Annotated in this window: 19 protein-coding genes and 1 riboswitch; of the genes, 13 read left to right on the top strand and 6 right to left on the bottom strand. The window is 47.1% G+C overall.

From position 1 onward, the window contains the following. Positions 1 to 150: 150 nt before the first annotated feature. A riboswitch (cyclic di-GMP riboswitch) is annotated at positions 151 to 234 on the bottom strand. A gap of 191 nt (positions 235 to 425) precedes the next feature. The 5 genes from EL268_RS24335 to EL268_RS24315 all read left to right on the top strand — a co-directional run bounded on the left by EL268_RS24335 (position 426) and on the right by EL268_RS24315 (position 3874). Then, positions 426 to 611 (top strand): hypothetical protein, encoded by a 186-nt coding sequence (locus tag EL268_RS24335; RefSeq protein ID WP_106655947.1) that lies wholly within the window; start codon positions 426 to 428, stop codon positions 609 to 611. Positions 612 to 735: 124 nt separating this feature from the next. Then, positions 736 to 1443, top strand: coding sequence for a DNA alkylation repair protein (locus EL268_RS24330; RefSeq protein WP_106655946.1), 708 nt, complete (start codon positions 736 to 738; stop codon positions 1441 to 1443). A gap of 160 nt (positions 1444 to 1603) precedes the next feature. Continuing rightward, entirely contained in the window at positions 1604 to 2380 is a 777-nt protein-coding gene (locus EL268_RS24325; protein WP_106655945.1) for an amino acid ABC transporter substrate-binding protein, read from the top strand. A gap of 73 nt (positions 2381 to 2453) precedes the next feature. Further along, entirely contained in the window at positions 2454 to 3113 is a 660-nt protein-coding gene (locus tag EL268_RS24320) for an amino acid ABC transporter permease (RefSeq protein ID WP_106655944.1), read from the top strand. Between the two features lie 14 nt (positions 3114 to 3127). Beyond that, positions 3128 to 3874, top strand: coding sequence for an amino acid ABC transporter ATP-binding protein (locus tag EL268_RS24315; protein WP_106655943.1), 747 nt, complete (start codon positions 3128 to 3130; stop codon positions 3872 to 3874). 65 nt (positions 3875 to 3939) lie between these two features. Here the strand turns inward: EL268_RS24315 and EL268_RS24310 are convergent, their stop codons facing one another. Continuing rightward, the gene (locus EL268_RS24310) at positions 3940 to 4203 is read right to left on the bottom strand and encodes a KTSC domain-containing protein (protein ID WP_106655942.1); all 264 of its coding nucleotides are present in this window, start codon (positions 4201 to 4203) and stop codon (positions 3940 to 3942) included. A gap of 466 nt (positions 4204 to 4669) precedes the next feature. Here EL268_RS24310 and EL268_RS24305 point away from each other — a divergent pair, with 466 nt between their 5' ends. From EL268_RS24305 to EL268_RS24295, 3 genes are all read left to right on the top strand, one after another. Further along, positions 4670 to 4996 (top strand): PadR family transcriptional regulator, encoded by a 327-nt coding sequence (locus EL268_RS24305; RefSeq protein ID WP_007726768.1) that lies wholly within the window; start codon positions 4670 to 4672, stop codon positions 4994 to 4996. Positions 4997 to 5001: 5 nt separating this feature from the next. After that, on the top strand, positions 5002 to 5757 hold the full coding sequence (locus EL268_RS24300) for a VanZ family protein (protein WP_106655941.1): 756 nt from the start codon (positions 5002 to 5004) through the stop codon (positions 5755 to 5757). A 139-nt stretch (positions 5758 to 5896) separates the two neighbouring features. Further along, entirely contained in the window at positions 5897 to 8191 is a 2295-nt protein-coding gene (locus EL268_RS24295) for a glycoside hydrolase (RefSeq protein WP_106655940.1), read from the top strand. Positions 8192 to 8242: 51 nt separating this feature from the next. Here the strand turns inward: EL268_RS24295 and EL268_RS24290 are convergent, their stop codons facing one another. After that, positions 8243 to 9169, bottom strand: coding sequence for a LysR family transcriptional regulator (locus EL268_RS24290; protein ID WP_106655939.1), 927 nt, complete (start codon positions 9167 to 9169; stop codon positions 8243 to 8245). A 136-nt stretch (positions 9170 to 9305) separates the two neighbouring features. Here EL268_RS24290 and EL268_RS24285 point away from each other — a divergent pair, with 136 nt between their 5' ends. The 5 genes from EL268_RS24285 (at position 9306) to EL268_RS24265 (ending at position 15098) form a co-directional block, all read left to right on the top strand. Further along, positions 9306 to 10052 (top strand): SDR family NAD(P)-dependent oxidoreductase, encoded by a 747-nt coding sequence (locus tag EL268_RS24285; protein ID WP_106655938.1) that lies wholly within the window; start codon positions 9306 to 9308, stop codon positions 10050 to 10052. Between the two features lie 153 nt (positions 10053 to 10205). Continuing rightward, complete coding sequence (locus EL268_RS24280) at positions 10206 to 10475, top strand: spore germination protein (protein WP_106655937.1); 270 nt, start codon at positions 10206 to 10208, stop codon at positions 10473 to 10475. 124 nt (positions 10476 to 10599) lie between these two features. Beyond that, a complete protein-coding gene (locus EL268_RS24275; protein WP_106656003.1) occupies positions 10600 to 11745 on the top strand; it encodes an alpha-hydroxy-acid oxidizing protein in 1146 nt (381 codons plus the stop codon). Between the two features lie 208 nt (positions 11746 to 11953). After that, positions 11954 to 14080 carry a bifunctional diguanylate cyclase/phosphodiesterase gene (locus EL268_RS24270; protein WP_106655936.1) on the top strand — a complete coding sequence of 709 codons (2127 nt, stop codon included), beginning with the start codon at positions 11954 to 11956 and terminating at the stop codon, positions 14078 to 14080. A gap of 112 nt (positions 14081 to 14192) precedes the next feature. Continuing rightward, a complete protein-coding gene (locus EL268_RS24265) occupies positions 14193 to 15098 on the top strand; it encodes a DMT family transporter (RefSeq protein WP_106655935.1) in 906 nt (301 codons plus the stop codon). A 59-nt stretch (positions 15099 to 15157) separates the two neighbouring features. On the opposite strand, the gene nadD is transcribed toward EL268_RS24265, so the two are convergent. From nadD to EL268_RS24245, 4 genes are all read right to left on the bottom strand, one after another. Further along, the gene (gene nadD, locus EL268_RS24260; protein ID WP_106655934.1) at positions 15158 to 15796 is read right to left on the bottom strand and encodes a nicotinate-nucleotide adenylyltransferase; all 639 of its coding nucleotides are present in this window, start codon (positions 15794 to 15796) and stop codon (positions 15158 to 15160) included. A 29-nt stretch (positions 15797 to 15825) separates the two neighbouring features. Beyond that, the gene (locus EL268_RS24255) at positions 15826 to 16371 is read right to left on the bottom strand and encodes a cysteine hydrolase family protein (RefSeq protein WP_007729905.1); all 546 of its coding nucleotides are present in this window, start codon (positions 16369 to 16371) and stop codon (positions 15826 to 15828) included. A gap of 34 nt (positions 16372 to 16405) precedes the next feature. Beyond that, on the bottom strand, positions 16406 to 17194 hold the full coding sequence (locus tag EL268_RS24250; RefSeq protein ID WP_106655933.1) for an NUDIX hydrolase: 789 nt from the start codon (positions 17192 to 17194) through the stop codon (positions 16406 to 16408). A 153-nt stretch (positions 17195 to 17347) separates the two neighbouring features. Further along, the gene (locus tag EL268_RS24245) at positions 17348 to 18034 is read right to left on the bottom strand and encodes a YceI family protein (RefSeq protein WP_106655932.1); all 687 of its coding nucleotides are present in this window, start codon (positions 18032 to 18034) and stop codon (positions 17348 to 17350) included. Positions 18035 to 18305 lie beyond the last annotated feature (271 nt).

Genomic DNA, 18305 nt, shown 5'->3' with positions numbered 1-18305 from the left:
TATGTTTGTCGTCTCAAAAGTTATGTGTTTCCATCCGTTACGAAAATGAAAATGCTTTCATCCTCCTTTCAAAAAAGTAAACACAAAAAAAGGCCGTTCCATCGAAATGGAACAACCGAAGCTACCAACATCAAAAAATGGTCACAAGATGATGGCAACCCGGCTATCATGGTCAAAGACTGTAGACCCGTGGTTTTGCGTCGCCACCTTTCGATGACTTTGCCTTTTGCGTTATTTAGCAAAATTTGTAAAGTTGTGTCGAAATTTGCTAGATATAATCTAGCAAAATATAAGCCAAAAGATGTATCTTTGTCAAGTTTTGGTAGGGAAAAGAAACTAATTGTTCATAAAGTATTTCCCGAAAATCACCCGTAACAAAAATTTTCCAACTATCCGATAACTAGAAGGAATAGGAGGGGATTTTTATGAAGGAAGTAAAAGTGATTCAATTTTACTTTTCCGGAGGCGGTGAAACGATTAGCGTCGAAACGACGGAACCGGAAGAGATCATTCAAATGGTCGCTAATCAAAACGACGGATGGCTTCAGTATGATGATGTTGTCATCAACGTCAGAAATGTTTCGTATATCAAAGTACGCAATCAGGCGTAAGGATAGGAAAAGGGCGTCAAGCTCCAACACGAAAAAGCTCTCCTTTGAATGTGGAGGGCTTTTTCGTGTTGGAGGTAGCGCTGCTGGTTATCCTATTAAATAGAAGAAAAAGGAGGGTGGCAAGATGACGTTGGAAGAAGTCATGCAGAAGCTCGAAGCGATGGGGACAGAACAGACGAAAAAAACGTTATTGCGGCATGGGGCGAAAGAGCCTTTGTTTGGCGTGCGAATCGGTGATATGAAAAAGCTGGTCAAGGAGGTAAAGCGTGATCAGCAGCTCGTTCAGGCGCTATACGATACGGGAAACTACGACGCCATGTACTTGGCCGGATTGACGGTTGACCCGAAGAGCATGACAAAAGAGCGACTGCAGGCTTGGGTCCAGGAAGCGTCTTGGTACGCCCCCGCCGAATATACGGTTGCGAGTGTAGCCGCTGAGAGCCATTTTGCCATGGAGTTGGCACGGGAATGGATCGAGTCAAAGGAAGAGATGGTAGCCACATGTGGGTGGAATACGTATTCGAACTACTTGTCGATTACTCCCGATGAACAGCTAGATAAAGAAGAAATCAAACGGCTCCTCATGAGAGTGAAGGAGACGATTCACCAGGAACAAAATCGCGTTCGGTACACCATGAATCAATTCGTTATTTCAGTAGGCGCGTATGTGCCGGAACTTCATCAGGAAGCGTTGGAAGTGGCCGCAGCGATTGGCAAAGTACATGTGGACGTTGGACAGACAGCGTGCAAGGTTCCGTTGGCTACGGAGTATATCAAAAAGATAGAGGAACGAGGGAGTGTCGGAAAAAAGAAAAAGACATGCATCTGCTAGTCGGGCATTTTTCTCGTTCATTTGGCGTATATTTCTAAGGTGCTTTTGTTTACTAAAGTATCGACTATTGTTTGCTAATGTGCTATCATGATACCTTGTTAACGTATTACCACTTTATCAGAGTAAAATATAGAGTAGGGAAACGAGGGGGATCATCACGATGAAGAAAATAGCATGGATGTCATTGTTGTTGAGTGCGATGGTTTCATTGGTAGTGGGCTGTTCCAGCGCAAACACTGGCGCTGACGCGAACAAGCTGATTATCGGAATTGATGATAAGTTCGCACCAATGGGATTCCGGGATGAGAAAAATGAGCTAGTCGGTTTTGATATTGATTATGCGCGTGCGGCCGGCGAAAAAATGGGAAAACAAGTCGAGTTTCAACCAATCGATTGGAGTGCAAAAGAGTCTGAACTAAACAGCGGTCGTATTGACTTGATCTGGAATGGATATACGATTACAGATGAGAGAAAAGAGAAGGTTCTCTTTACCAAGCCTTATCTGAAAAACGCACAAGTAGTTGTCACGATGGCAAACAGCAACTTGACCAAGCTGTCAGACTTGGCAGGTAAAGGAATTGGTTTGCAAAAGCTGTCTTCCGCAGCTGACGCGATTAATGCGAGCGATATCAAAAATCAGGTCAAATCGGTTACCGAGTTCCCTGATAACGTATTGGCACTGAGTGATTTGAAGATCGGTCGTGTAGAAGCGGTCGTCATCGACCAGATTGTTGCCGATTACTATATGGCAAAAGAGCCTGGAACTTTTAAGCAATTAGAAGAATCGCTGTCCCCTGAGGAATATGGAATAGGCGTCAAAAAAGGCAACGAGGCATTGTTGAATGAGCTGCAAAAAGCGCTGGATGCGATGAATCAGGATGGTACAGCTGCAAAAATATCGGAAAAATGGTTCGGCGAAAATCGTGTATTGAAATAAGAAGAACAGCGATGGCTTCGCCGCATGATTGGCGAAGCCACGCTTTTATTTTCAGGATTAGGAGCATACCAAGATGAGCGTAGACTACATTCTCTCCATTACGAAGCCCATGCTAGAAGGGGCGCAGATGACGGTGCTGTTGTTTATCATCGCCATACTGCTTTCCATTCCATTAGGTTTTCTGATCACCTTAATGGCAAAGAGCAGTAATAAGGCGGTGTCCTGGTTCGCGCATACGTATGTGTATGTGATGCGCGGGACGCCTCTCTTGTTGCAGCTGTTGTTTATTTGCTTCGGGCTGCCCCTCTTGCCTGTAGTGGGAGAGTATTTGGTGATGGATCGGTTCGTCGCTGCATGTGTCGGCTTTGTGCTGAATTACGCAGCGTATTTCGCGGAGATTTTCCGTGGAGGACTGCTGTCGATCGACAAAGGACAGTACGAGGCGGCGCAGGTCCTCGGCTTTAGCAAATGGCAGACAACCAACAAGATTATTTTGCCGCAAATGTTTCGCGTGGCTTTGCCTGCCGTCGCAAATGAATCCATTACCCTCGTAAAAGACACAGCGCTGCTCTATGCAGTTGCCGTCCCAGAATTGCTTCACTTTGCACAAACGGCTGTGAATCGCGACTTTACCATCGTTCCGTTTTTTATTGCCGGAATCATTTATTTGTTGATGACGCTATTGTTGACGTTGTTCTTTAAGTGGCTGGAAAAAAGGTTCAAATTCGAATAAAGGGCTGGCGTAATATGGATATCATTCAAGTATCGAATCTAAAGAAATCATTTGGCAATCAGGAAGTTTTGCGAGATGTCTCGTTTTCGGTGAAAAAGAACGAAGTCGTGGCAGTAATCGGGCCTTCTGGCTCCGGCAAAAGTACGATGCTGCGCAGCTTGGTCAATCTGGAGCAGGTGAATGGTGGCAGCATTCGTGTGCAGGAAGATTATTTGGTGAAGGACGGCGTTTATGCCGGCAACCAGGAAATCAAGCAGATCACATCGAGAATGGGCATGGTCTTTCAGCATTTTAATCTGTTTCCTCATCTCACCGTAAAAGAAAATCTGGAGATCGCACCACGCGTAGTCAAGGGGGAGGCGCCCCAGGACATCCACAGAAAGAGTGCAGATCTCTTGGAGAAGGTCGGTCTGTCTGATAAGGCAGACGCGTATCCGGCGAAGCTCTCAGGCGGACAGAAGCAGCGTGTGGCGATCGCCAGAGCACTGATGATGAATCCGCAAATCTTGTTGTTTGACGAGCCTACGTCTGCGCTCGATCCCGAACTGACGGGTGAGGTCCTGCAAGTCATCAAGCAGCTTGCCCAGGAGCATATGACGATGATGGTTGTGACGCATGAGATGGGATTCGCGCGCGAGGTGGCGAATCAAATCATGTTTATGGACAACGGGGAATTCGTAGAGTCGGGGACGCCTGAGCAATTGTTTACAAACGCCAAATTTGAGCGGACCAAATCTTTTTTGCATCGCGCCTTAAAGTAGAGAAGTTCAACAACAAATGCCCTCAGTGTCGAGAAGACAGACTGAGGGCATTTTGTATAGACAGGCTACATCACCTGATAGTTCAAGTACCGTTGGCTGATGAACGAATGAAAATGATCGCTGAACGAGTCAGCATTTAAAAACGCATTGTAAGCGTAAGGAGTGACCCGACAGTAAACGACTTCTCGTCCATCGTGAAAACGGATGTAGAGGTGGCTTGCAGCCAGATCGTAGCGAGCAGCTTTGATCAATTTCGAATCCAGTTTCTTGTATGTAATTTCGTGAGGTTGATTCTGACGTGGCAGAAATTGGCGGAAAAAAGATCTCAATGTACGTGCAAACTCCTTTATCGAAAAATCGGCTTATCTATTTCTACGAGTCTTCATTTTACGCAAAAATTTGGATTCGGAATACAAAAATAGCACACCGATTGCAAAATAGGCTAAGAGAACCGTATTCAGAACAATCATTGAAAAGTCGGCAAGCATGTAAGTGCCTCCTGTTAGAGAGAATGAAGTCACGAATTGAAAGTAACCTGATCCAAAAAAGTGAAAATCTTCTTTTTTATTCGTTCTATGGGCCTGTGATCTGGTTGTGTATAGAAAAGAATGATCATCCGAAAGTATGTAGACTCATGAAAAATGTTGTCGAATATAGTCTATATTACCTATTTTATTATTGTCAATAATTACATAGCACCAAAACTTGTTTCCGGAAATTTCCTTGGTCAACTACCTTGTATCACGAGGTATAGTGTGATAATCTCTAGGCATGTCACTGGGAGGAGATGCTTTTGTGAACAAGGAGTTGTTGAAAGGAAGCATCGATCTATTGCTTCTATCGCTGATCGCACAGAAAGATCAGTACGGCTATGAGTTGGCCAAGAAGATTCGCGATAAAAGCGATGAGCTGTATGAAATCGGTGAAGGTACACTATACCCTGCCCTAAAGCGGCTGGAGACGCAAAAGGCAGTAGAGTCTTACTGGGGGGAAGCCAGCGAAGGCGGACGCCGCAAATATTATCGGATTACCAAGACCGGCCAGGGACTTCTTCAAGACAAGATGAAGGATTGGCAGAGCTTGAGCAGACTCATTTTGCTTTGCAATGAGGGAAGTGAGTAAACGAAATGAAGCTCGAAGAATATGCAGAGCAGGTCGTCAGTCGCTTGCCGTGCTCGAAATGGGAAAAGCAGGATGTCAAAGATGAGCTGATGGATCATTTGAACAGCATGAAGAGTGAGCTCGTCGAAGAAGGCTGTGAAGAACAGGAAGCCGTTTTACTGACCATTCAACGATTTGGTCCGACGAAAGCAATCAGTCGGCAACTGTCTGAGTCCATGCCGCTTATTGATAAATACATCCGTAAATGGCTCCTGTCGTTGTTTTTGTTGTATGTAGCTATCTCCAGTTATCTCTTGCTATTGTCACCGGATCGCTTCCGACGCAGAGCTTTTACCGTGGAATGGAAGCAAAGGATGCTGGAATACGGCGTCCCGCAATATACGCATCTGTTCCAAAATACGAAACCATTTCAAACCTTGGTGGATTACGTTTTTCATTATGACAATTACAGCTTTGGCATTGTGATGTATAACCTGATTGGCAATGTCATGTTGTTTGTTCCGCTCGGGCTGTTGCTGCCGCTGATATTTATGTCCTTCCAAAGCGTGCATCGCGTGTTTTTTCTCACACTTTCGGCGAGTCTCATCGTCGAAACCTTACAGCTATTGTTTTCGTTAGGCAGCTTTGATGTCGATGATCTGCTGCTAAATGTACTCGGCGGACTGATTGGCTACGGAATGTTTCGAGTCGGGGCGGAGCTGATCCACAGGAGACGGAAAAACAGTAATTTCGATGACGATCTGTCAGCCACATCGTCTTAGTAGGACAAGAGTCGTAAAAGCCTTTTGCTTGACTGGGGTCGTACAGTTGTGAGGCGACCTTGGCAAAGGCTTTGCCCATTTTTTTGCATATGTACATCGTAATGCGATATACATAGTGAATCGATTTAGGGGGATTTTTATGAAACGAACAGCGATTTTCCTCATGGTAGTTGTTTTCCTGCTCCAGGTCGTAGTTGGTTGCGAGAGTAATAATGCTACTGAGCAGGTGCAGATGAAGCAGCTTGCAGATTTTACTTTTGATGTGAAGCCGGAGACCTTCGAAGTGTTCGTCGAGAGAGACGGAGTGAAGGAAAGTGCTTCGGAGCCCATGCCTGCGCGCAAGGTAACGAATGTACAGAAAGGTGTACAAGAAATTGCTTGGAGCTACCCGGACGATCGGCTGAATGTCTCGATCAAAAAGAAAGAGGATCATTTGCAAATTACCCTGACCTCCACAGGAACAGAGAGCTTTTCCTGGCCGACAGTAAAAGGATCAAGCTACATATTGCCTTTGGGAGAGGGGAAATGGATTCCTGCGGATGACAGCAAGTGGCAGTCCTTTTTTAAAGAAGAGAGTCTTAGCTTTGCTGAGTCTTTTTCCATGCGCTTTTTTGCTGTGAACAAGAGCAAGTATGCGCTGATGTACGTCGTGGACAATTTGTTTAACAACACCGTCGATTTTGCCGTTAATCCGACGATTGCGTTTACGTTTTCTCACGAGTTTCCCACGATTAACCCGGACAAGACCTACGGGTTCCGCTTGTATGTCACAGACAACGATCCGGTTAGTGTAGCGGGCGTGTACAAGCAATATGTCAAAGAGCAGGGAGAACTGCTGACGCTTGCCGAAAAAGCCAAAGCCAATCCGAATATCGAAAAGCTTTACGGCGCTCCTCATTTTTACTTGTGGAACAAGAGCTTCCTATCGGTCAACGATGTGAAATGGAATGCGCTGAAAACGAAACTGAATGAGAGCTTCATCGGGACACTTGAGCAAATCTTGGCTTCCAATGGAGTGGACGGAAAAGAGAGCATCCAGCAATTCCGCGAGATTCAGAAGCAGGATTACGTTGCGGATTATCAAAAGAAAGCGATCCTAGGCGGGTTGAATTACGCTTTGCGTTCCCGTGAGTTTTACAATCCGCAGCTATTTCCACATATCGATGAAGAGGCAAAGAAAGCGCTTGGAAAAGGGAGCGACTCGTTGACGGAATCACAGCTGTACGACTTGAATAAAAGGCTGCTAAAGAGTGTGCTGCAGGATGTCGTTCCACCTGTGGAACAGTGGGGGAATGCCGACTCTACTCATCTCTTGAAAGAAATGAAAGCGGCGGGGATTGATCAGGCATGGATCGGTTTGCCGGATTGGACGGCTGCCTACATGAAGCCAGCATTCATTCAAGAGGTGAATGAGGCAGGTTATTTGATCGCCAGCTACGATTCCTACCATTCGATTCATCAGGAAGAAAATCCCGATTGGAACACGGCTATTTTCAAGGATAAGAGCTTGTATGAGAATGCGACGATCACGAAGAAAAATGGAGAGAAGAAAGCTGGTTTTCTCCAACAGGGGAGATTGCTGAATCCGACTCTATCGCTGCCAAGTGTCAAACAGCGCATGGATGAAATCATGAGTAACGATGTCGCTTTTAATTCGTGGTTTATTGATGTGGATGCAGCTGGAGATTTCAACGATGATTATTCGCCGCAGCACACGACGACTGAGGCAGAGGATATGAAGGCGAAGCTTGCGCGTATGGACTACATTCGCGATGAAAAGAATTTGGTCATCGGCTCTGAGACTGGAAATGACTTCGCCAGCCGAAGCATCGCCTATGCCCATGGCATTGAGACGCCTGTCATCAAATGGGCCGATCCGGACATGCGAAAAAACAAGCAAAGCCCGTATTATGTAGGAGGCTACTGGTCCCCGGCGGGAGAGATTCCGGAACGATACGCCAAACAGGTTCCGATCAAGGAAGAGTATCGTCATGTATACATTGATCCTGCGTATTCTTTGCCGCTATACAAGCTGGTGTACAATAACGCAGTGATCACGAGCCATCATTGGGAGTGGGGCAGCCTGAAGATTAAGGGTGAAGTCGGTACCCGTATGCTCAAGGAGCTGCTTTACAATGTACCGCCGCTCTATCATTTGGATGAAAAGGTGTGGGATGCAAACCAACCATTGATCACGAACTATTTGAAGGTGTGGTCTCCCTTCCACAAAAAAGCGGTGCAGCACGAGATGACTGATTATCGTGTGTTGTCCGAAGACAGGCTCGTGCAGAAGGCAGTCTACGGGGATGATCTGCAAGTGATTGCCAACTTCTCTGAGCAAGATTTCACGTACGAGGGTCAAGTAGTGAAGGCGAGATCAGTTCTGATCATCGACGGTAACGATATCCAGACCTTCCTTGCCCCTGCGCAGTAGGAACGATTTGAAAAAGGCTGTCCGCGAAAATGAAGCGGCAGCCTTTTTCTGCTAAGGAGTGGGTGGGGATTTCTTGCTTTTCAAATCGTATTGGAGTCGATTGATAAAGTTCATCGAAATACGGGAATAATGCCGTTCCTCCGAGCGCACCCACCCATAATAGATGGGTTGTTGATAAGGAATATCCAAATCAAGCGTGATTGAATCGGAGTCTTGCAAATGAGGTTCATGAACAAAAGAGTAGTCCAGTCCGATGGTTACCGCGAGATTTTGCCGGATTGCATTGCGGAGCGCTTCTGTGTTGTTCGACGTAAACAAAATGTCGACGGGACCATAAGTAGCGGCAAAATCCTCTACGAACCATTTGACGTAGTCGTCGTTGTACAGGACGAAGGACTGCTTGCGAAGCTCTTCAGGTGTGACGGAATCCTGGTAGGCAAGCGGAGAGGTTTTGCCTACACCTACGACCATTTTTCCCTCTAGCAACTGTTCGAACACCAACCCGAGGCCCTCGCTCTTTTTGAGCAGGTTCTCATGGATAATGACCAGACCAATGTCCAGCTTGTCCTGAAGAATGTCCTCTAATATTTCCTGTGTGCCTTTTTCTGCAATTTCCGTACGGATGTAAGGATAATCTTTTTTAAAGCTCGCGACGGCATCGACCAGAAGATTCATGGGACCGGGAATCGTGGCGAGCCTCAGCTCTCCACTCAACGTGTTCGTATAGTTTTGTGCTTCCTCCCAGATCTCCTGGATCTTGCCCAAGGCTTCAAACGCTTTTTTGATGATGATGCGCCCTTCAGGGGTAGGTACCGCCCCAAGACGCGAACGTGAAAAAAGAGTAACGCCCAGCTCTGCTTCCAGACTGGAGAGCGACTGGCTGATGGCGGAGAGGGTGACATGCTTGTTCTGAGCGGCTTTGGTCAGGGAGCCTGCCTTCGCTATTTCTACGATATATTCCAGTTGTTCCAGATGCATTTGGTAATATCACATCCTTTAGTCGTACTTAAGGAAGGGTAAGCATGTTTACATATTTTTAAATATAAAAGAGTCCTATAATGAAAGCAAGGCAAGAGATCAGGTACTAGAGACATAACGAATGGAGGTATTTACAATGGCGAGACTCGAAGGAAAAGTAGCGATCGTTACGGGTGGAGCAAGTGGGATCGGTGAAACGACCGTCCGTCTCTTCGCAAAAGAAGGGGCGAAAGTAGTGATTGCTGACTTCTCCCCACGTGGAAATGAATTAGCGGAAGAGCTGAATCAAGCAGGCTTCGATGCGTTGTTCGTGAAAACGGATGTAACGAAAGAAGACGAAGTCAAAAACATGGTGAGCACCACAGTAGAAAAGTACGGAAAGGTAGACATTCTGTTTGCCAATGCAGGAATAGCGAAAGACGCACCAGGTCATCTGTTGAGCATGGATGATTGGCAAAGAACGATAGATATCAATCTGACCGGCGTGTTCTTGTGCGATAAATACGTCATCGAGCAAATGTTGGCGCAAGGGACTGGCGGCGCGATTGTAAACTGCGGGTCGATCCATAGTCATGCGGGGAAAGCAGGCGTAACTGCATACTCATCCGCAAAAGGCGGCGTGAAGCTCCTGACTCAGACGCTGGGACTTACGTATGCAAAGCAAGGGATTCGCGTAAATGCGGTCTGCCCGGGCTACATTGATACACCGCTGATTGCTGGGCGCAATGAAGCCTTGAATGAGCACCTGATCGGGTTGCATCCGATGGGACGCTTGGGTAAACCAGAAGAAGTCGCCAAGGCTGTTCTGTTCCTTGCCAGCGACGATGCTTCCTTTGTCACAGGGACGAGCCTGCTGGTCGACGGCGGATATACCGCGCAATAAAAAAGGTCTTTCTCCTCGCGTAGAATTATCTACTCGGGGAGATTTTTTTTGGCAAGACCACATCAGACAAATGCCCTCAACCATCGTCCAAGCGGGCGCAAAACGGTTCGAATATGATGGGAAAAAGCCATTACGCAGCGGGGGGGAGGAGTTTTGCCGACTTTTGTGGGCAAGGTGATCATCACCAATAATGTCGGAAATATCAACTTTGGCGACACGGCAAACAACTCTCCGAAAAGCGTAACCAAAGCGTTTTCCGGTTCGGGTGGAAACAATAGCGGCAACGTAGTGAAGGTCATCAATGAAAATAGCCAAACCAATACATGGGTGGGTTCAGGAGCCGCTGGAATGAAGACGATGAAGACAGTGAAGACAAAGAATCGGGTCCGTCGAGCAGCCCGAAAAGGCAAAAAGAAAAAGTAGCCTTGAAAAAGGCGCGTGTGAAAGTGGACAAGCTCCGAAATAGAATTGAGATTAAGACTATTGCGAATTTATGAGAATTGAGATAAAAAAGATGAAAGACGATCGCAGAAAGGAAGCAAACCAGATGACGAAAACAAATGAGGAAACACTCTTATTTACCCGTGTGAACAAGGACACGCAGGCACTGCCGATTTCCATTGAAGATTGGGAGAAAAAGGCGCGAGAGGTTTTGCCGGATGGGCCATTTGATTACGTTGCCGGGGGATCAGGGGCAGAAGAAACGCTGGTAGAAAACCGGACAGCTTTTTCCCGTTGGGCAATCATTCCGCGGATGATGCGGGACGTGACGAATCGTACCCTTGGTATTTCAATGTACAATCAAGCGTTGCGCACGCCGATCTTCTTGGCTCCTGTGGGTATGCAGACGATTTCACATCCCGATGGAGAGCTGGCGTCTGCCAAGGCGGCAGCAGCAGCTGGAGTACCGTTCGTAGCCAGTACAGTTTCTGCTCACTCACTCGAACAGATTGCCGAAGTGATGGGCGATGCCTATCGCTGGTTCCAGCTCTATTGGTCGAACGATCGAGAGGTTTCTGCGAGCATGGTCAGACGAGCGGAAAAGTCTGGTTATTCTGCCATTGTTCTCACGGTGGATACCGTCATGCTAGGGTGGAAGCGTAGAGACTTCCGCAACGGCTATTCGCCACTGCGCGAAGGAAGAGGACTGGCGAATTACTTGACAGATCCTGTTTTTTGCTCGCGACTCCCTGAGGTAACACCGGAGAATGCAGTAGAGGAAGTGTTGAAAAACATTTATCATCCAGCACTGAATTGGAACGATATCGCGTTTTTGCGTGAGCATACTCGTCTGCCGATTTTGGTAAAAGGCATTTTGCATCCGGATGATGCGCGACTTGCTTTAGAGCATGGTGTCGATGGAATCATCGTCTCCAATCACGGTGGACGGCAGATGGATGGAGCTATTTCTACGCTGGATGCGTTGCCAGCGATTGCCGAGGTGGTAGCTGGCAAAATACCTGTTTTGCTCGACAGTGGCGTGCGTACAGGAGCAGATGTCGTTAAAGCGATTGCTTTAGGTGCCGATGCCATTCTGATTGGTCGCCCATTCCTGTATGGACTGGCTGTTGCTGGAGAGCAGGGCGTAGCGAGTGTGTTAGATACACTCATTCATGAATTTGACGTCGCGATGGCGCTGTCTGGCAGCAATTCTGTCGCAGACCTCAATCGCAGCATTCTTGCCCGGTTGTAAGGGAAACAATTCGTTCATACCCATTGAAAAAAGTGAGCCAGTCTTCATGCACTGGTTCATTTTTTTCGCAAAAATGTTGTTTCTACCGCAGGTGTTCTCGTTGATCTTTCGGAAAAACATGGTAAAATGGAACGAACTTGTATTCAGAACGTTACGATCCTTCTGTAAGGATCATTTTTTTTGACTGTATCCAAAGCAGGTGATGGAAATGAAAAACCAAATGATATCTTCACTGACACCCCAAGATTGGGCAGGGCTACTACGTGAAAAAGATGGTGAGCTGAACATGGTTGTGAATGAGCTGGCAGATGTCAAATACGCTTTGGACCAATCCACGATCTTGGCAATTACGGACCATAAGGGGATTATTTTGCGGGCAAATGAGCAATTTTGCCGCATATCGAAATACGAACGAAGTGAATTGATTGGAAAGGACCATCGTATTCTTAATTCGGGTTACCATCCGAAAGGCTTTTTTAAAGAAATGTGGTCCTGTATTCGATCTGGCCAGGTATGGCGGGGGGAAATTCGCAATCGCGCAAAAGATGGCAGCTATTATTGGGTCGATACAACCATCGTGCCATTTAAGAATCAAGCGGGCGAAATCTATCAATACCTGTCCATTCGCAGCGATATCACAGCACGCAAGCAGATGGAAGACGAGCTCAAGCGGAGTGAAGAAAAGTATCGCATCATCGCGGAAAATACGTCGGATATCATCAGCATCATCAACCTGGATGGGGATTTTCTCTATTTGTCCCCGTCTCACAAGCGTGTATGGGAGCATACCGTTCCTGATGAGGAAATCCATAACCTGTTCGAGTGGATTGTGGAGGATGATCGGGATATTTTTGCTTATGCGATTCAGCATGCCTTCTCTACACGTAAAGAGTACATGGTAGAGTGCCGGATTAACACCCAAATAAACGATGTAATTTGGACAGAAAGCAAAATCAATCCGATTATGGATGAAGAAGGAAATGTGACCAAGCTGCTCCTCGTTACCCGTGACGTCACAGACCGGAAACAGTCCGAAGAGACGATTCACCACTTGGCTTATCACGATGCGTTGACAGACCTGCCGAATCGCCGGATGTATGTCCAACAGCTCAGCAAGGAAATGATGCAGGCTAAGCGTTTCCAATCGAATCTGGCTGTGCTGTTTTTGGATTTGGATCGCTTCAAGGATGTGAACGATTCGTTCGGTCATGACGTAGGGGATATGTTGCTGATCGAAGCAGCAAATCGTCTACAGGCGTGCCTCAAGCCGGGAGATGTCGTGGCCAGGTTGGGTGGAGACGAATTTACGATTATGCAGAACCAGCTGCAAGATCGAAGTGAAGCGGCTGCATTGGCAGAGCAGATCATGAATCAGTTGCAGCGGCCCTTTGAATTGGATGGTCATGTGTTCAACGTGTCGTGCAGCATCGGCATTGCCTTGTACCCGCAGGATGGGGACAATCCCGAAGATTTGCTGAAACGGGCCGATACGGCATTGTATACAGTGAAATCGCGCGGGAAAAATGGCTATGACTTTTTCGATCCGACGATGGAGGCGAAGTCACTCGAGCGTATCTTGATGGAAAATGAGATGCGGAAAGCCATTGAACAAGAGCATTTCCAAATTTACTACCAGCCCAAAATAGATATCGCAACAAGCGCGATGACAGGCATGGAGGCGCTTGTTAGATGGGTGCATCCAGAGCTGGGCATCATCCCGCCGAATCGCTTTATTCCAATCGCCGAGGAGACAGGGATGATTCTGGCGCTCGGGGAATGGATTTTGAAACAGGCGTGCAAACAAAATAAAATTTGGCACGATGAAGGTTATACGCTAAAGGTGTCTGTGAATTTGTCGGCGAGACAAATCTATCAAAAAGATCTGGTCGAGATGATCAAGGATATTCTTCGGGAAACAAATCTGTCTCCTGATTGGCTGGAGCTCGAGATTACGGAGAGCATTTTTGTTAAAATGGAAGAGGCGACGGCAGTCCTGCAACAGATTCGGGATATCGGTATCCAAATTTCGATTGATGATTTTGGGACAGGCTATAGCTCGTTTAGTTATATTAAAAGCTTGCCAGTCGATACAATCAAAATTGACGCCTCCTTTATTCGCGACATTCATCACAACCAAGAGAGTCAAGCGATTGTAAAAGCGATTGTCACGATCGCGCAAAGTCTCAATATGAATGTCATCGCAGAGGGAATTGAGCTGGATGATCAAGTAGCAGCTCTGAAGGAAAACGGCTGCGATCACGGTCAGGGCTATCTGTTCAGCAAGCCGCTTCCGACAGATGCTTTCGACCAGTTCCTTCGTCAAGAACAGCAATAAAATGGCAGGAAGCAAAGCCGGGTGAGTACATCCGGCTGTTTCTTTTGTGTGGTACTATAGGAGGCGGACAAAAACACAAGAGCAAGTGTGCAGCTAGAAAGGGAGGCCCCTCGTGGGAAAGTTGTCGGGAAAGACTGTATTAGCTATCGCAAGTTTGGTGTTGATGTGGGGATTAAGCTGGTCGATCTACAAAATGTCACTCGCCTATACGCCACCGATTTTATTCGCAGGAATGCGTTCGCTGATTGGCGGACTTCTGCTCGCTTTATTCATTTTGCCGAAATGGAAAAAGATCAACTGGCGTGAAAACTGGTTGCGCTATTGTATATCTGCCTTTCTGAATACATTGTGCTTTTACGGCATTCAGACGGTTGGACTCGTGTATTTGCCAGGTGGATTATTCTCTGTGTTGGTGTACTTCCAGCCAATCTTGATTGGACTCTTTGCCTGGTTGTGGCTGGGTGAGAGCATGACAGTGCTCAAGATCATTGGGCTGGTCATGGGATTCCTCGGGATACTTGCGGTCAGTGCGGATGGACTGACTGGACAGGTTTCCATCGTGGGCGTCATTTTAGGTTTGTTGACGGCTCTGACGTGGGCGCTGGGCGTGATCTATGTGAAAAAAGTCAGTGCCAAGGTAGATTCGCTGTGGATGGTTGCCATGCAATGCATGATTGGTGGCGCGGCCTTAACTCTTTTGGGGACAGGCGTAGAAAGCTGGTCAGACATTGTCTGGAATGTGCCTTATTTGATCGGTCTCAGCTATGGTGCTACATTTGGCGTGCCGATTGCCATTGCCATTTACTTTGGGCTTGTGAATGCAGGCGAAGCGAGCAAGGTAGCCGCCTTTACGTTTCTTGTGCCGCTCATCGCAGTCGTCACTGGCACCATTTTCATGGACGAGCCGGTTACGTATTCACTCATCGCCGGTCTTGTATTGATCGTGTGCAGTATTTACTTGGTGAACTATCAGAAAAAGATACAAAAGCCTGTCATTGCCAATACGCTCAATCGTTGATGGAAACGACAATGAAAACAGCCGACACTTCACAGGTTCGGCTGTTTTTCTTATTGAGATTATACGTAAGGTTCTTTGTAGATTCCCTTTTCATAAATGTACTGGAGGCAAGCATCCGGCAACAGGAAGCTGGGGTCGCCGCCTTTGCGGATTTCGTCTCGGATGTAGGTAGAGCTGATTCCCATGTTGATGCCCTTGCTCATGATGAGAAAATGCTCGTCGTGATTGCGCAGCAGCGCGTCCTCTGCGATCAGGTCAGCGGTCGGATAGCCTTCGCGCGACATCACGATGAAGTTGAAGCCTGCGACCAGCTTTTCAGCGTTGCCCCAGTTCGATAGTCCCTCTAACAAATCTGACCCCATGATGAAAAAGAGCTCGTCGTTTGGGTACTTCTTTTTCATGTGCATCATCGTATCATACGTATAGGTTTCACCTGGCAAGGCATCGATCTCGACTGTAGAAATTTCGAAAAGAGGTTCGCCATTTTTGTTTGTTTTGTGTGCGCTGCCAGCCAAAGCCAGTTTGAGCATGTGCAAGCGATGGACGTCCTCTGTCTGCAATTTTTTATCATTACGCTTTGAAGAGCATGGTACGAAAATGACTTTGTCCAGTCGTCTCCGGTGAGCGACGGTCGCTGCCGTGAACAAATGGCTGTACGTGATGGGATCAAAGCTGCTGCCATAAATGCCGATTCGCATGAAAATTGCCTCCTATCGTCATGAGCCTGTTATTTTTTTCGAACAGTCATACCAAGCTGGTTCTGAAAATGACCGAGAGCCCATTTGTGACCTTCTGGAAGAAAGCTCGCTACGGCATCCTCGTGGATGACGACAGAAAAGCCGTTATAGAAGCCTTCAATCGCTGTATGCAGCACACAAATGTCTGTGCAGACACCTACCAGATGAATCTCAGTAATACCTCTCGTGCGTAACAATAGTGCAAGGTCGGTGCCTTGGAAAGCACTGTAACGCGTCTTATCCATCCAGTGAATCGTATCTTCGAATTCTTCGTAAATCTCCTGAATGCTGCCATACAAATTCCTGCCAGCTGTCCCGATAATGTTGTGCGGAGGGTAGAGTCCTGTCTCAGGGTGGTACGGGTCCTGCTCTCGATGAGCGTCGACTGCCATGACGACAAAGTCGCCTTCTGCGAGGAAGTCGCGGATCAGTTCTCCAATGCGTCCTTCAATAGCCTGACCAGGCTCGCCGCAAGTCAATGCACCATCTGTCGCGACAAAATCATTCGTGTAGTCGATCACAATCAAAGCTTTCATGGCAAAAACCTCCTGAATGTGAGTGTGGACTTGCTCAGTAAATCATGGCAGTAGGGGTGAAGCCGGTAAAACGATACAGCTTGGCTGGGGAATTCGAAAACTCGGTCGAGTAGACAGGCTGTCCGTCAGCCGATAGAACTGGTTCGAGAAGTCCTTGCCGTCTGGTCGTCGCAAGCAAGCGCCGCTCAAAATTGCCGCGATCTTTTGCCGAAAAGGATGGAACGACTGTCTCGATCACTTGCAGCAGTTCGCTCAAGGTAAACTCATCTGGCAAAAACGCTTTGGCGATAGTTGTTTGCAGCATTTGCTCACGAACTCGCTGTAAGGCGTCAGTCAAAATTTCACGATGATCAAAAGCAAGGTTGAGGGCAAAAGCTTTCTCAATCGGAAACAGCTGCGCGTCTGATGCATCGTCGTTTGCCTGTGCGTGCTTCAATAAATCTTCATGAACGAGGGAGACATAGGCAACACTTGGGATCCAGCCACGAGGGTCTCTACCCGGCTTGTAGTACGTCTTCAGCTGCTCAATGTGTACATCGCGGTCAATATTCGTCTCTTCTTTCAGCTCACGATAGGCGCATTCGTCCAGTGTCTCCGATTCAAGGGAAAAACCGCCAGGCAAGGCCCATTGCTCCCCAAAAGTATCGCTTTTACGCTTGATCAGAAGAACGGCCAATTGCTTGAGTGGCAGCGATTTGGTTTTCGTTTGGCGCGGGATGGAAAGGATCGTAAAGAGGCAAATATCTGTTGGAAGTCCATCCGGCGAGCGGTACTTTTTGGTCCGATAGCGGATGCGTTTGGCTCGAAGGGGAGATGTACTCACAAGATCATCCTTTCCGTTTGCTCGAATCAGTTCTCATGCTTTTATATTATGATATCATTTTAACAATGTCAATATTACAATGTAAAAAACTGTGAAAAAAGACGTCTGTGGATGTCAGACGTCTCTCGGAGCAGTTCGCGCGAAAAGGATTGATTAAACAGCATCCAGCGCGAGTCGCAATGTAATGTTAATGTTTTCTTCCGTTTTCGCCACGATCGTATGCGGGCTGGTTAATCCGAAGTCACCAAACGTTACGACAGACGTGCCTTCCAGCTGCAGCTTGCCTTGGGAATAAATCGCGTCAGCATCAATTTTCACGTCTTTGGCAATTCCTTTGAGAGTCAAAACACCATTGATGGTGAACGAAGCCTTTTGTCCTTCTGTCCATGTGGTAGGCCAGTTCTCAAAAGATTTCGCTTCAAAGGTAGCAGCTGGATGGACGGCTGTATCAAAGTAATCAGGCGATTTGATATGCGTGTCGCGCTTTTCATTACCGGAGTTCAGCTGATTCAAGTCAGCGGAAGCCGTTGCTTTCATTTGATCGGGTGCAGAGAGGTTCACATCCCAGCTGCCGGTAATGCCGTCCATTTCAAAGTTTACCGTTTCTTTCGACGTAGTTACGGAGAAATAGACTTTGGACTGGTCATTGATCGTCCATTTTTTATTCAGTTGATCTGCTGTCAGAGCCGTTGATGAAGCGGTAGATGAGGCTGTTGCTACCGCAGCTGCAGGCTGAATCTCCACATGGTTTCCCACAAAATAGTCATAGAGCATGTAGCCTCCGATACCGACCACGAGCGTGGCAACTGAAGCTGTCAGGATAACCGAATTCTTTTTCATTATTGGATAACCTCCATGTTTTTGAAGTGTTCAGACTTGAGTCGTATGTATTTGACTGCGCAGGGATCATTATGAGAGAGGAAGCTGAATGGGTCTTGAAAGCTGGCTGAAAGTTTGTTGAAAGTGCAAGGGGAAGAGAATAATCAACGTTTTTTATGTTGAATTTACATTTTTTGGTTTATTATTCTGCAAAAAGCTTTCAGCTTGCACTCAGGGCATATTCAGCAAACATTCAGCTACTCTTGGCCTGATCAGGTAAAATGGAGGTGAG

Origin of the sequence: Brevibacillus brevis (assembly GCF_900637055.1) — a bacterium.
GTDB classification, from domain to species: domain Bacteria; phylum Bacillota; class Bacilli; order Brevibacillales; family Brevibacillaceae; genus Brevibacillus; species Brevibacillus brevis.
This window is presented reverse-complemented; position numbering and strand designations above follow the sequence as displayed.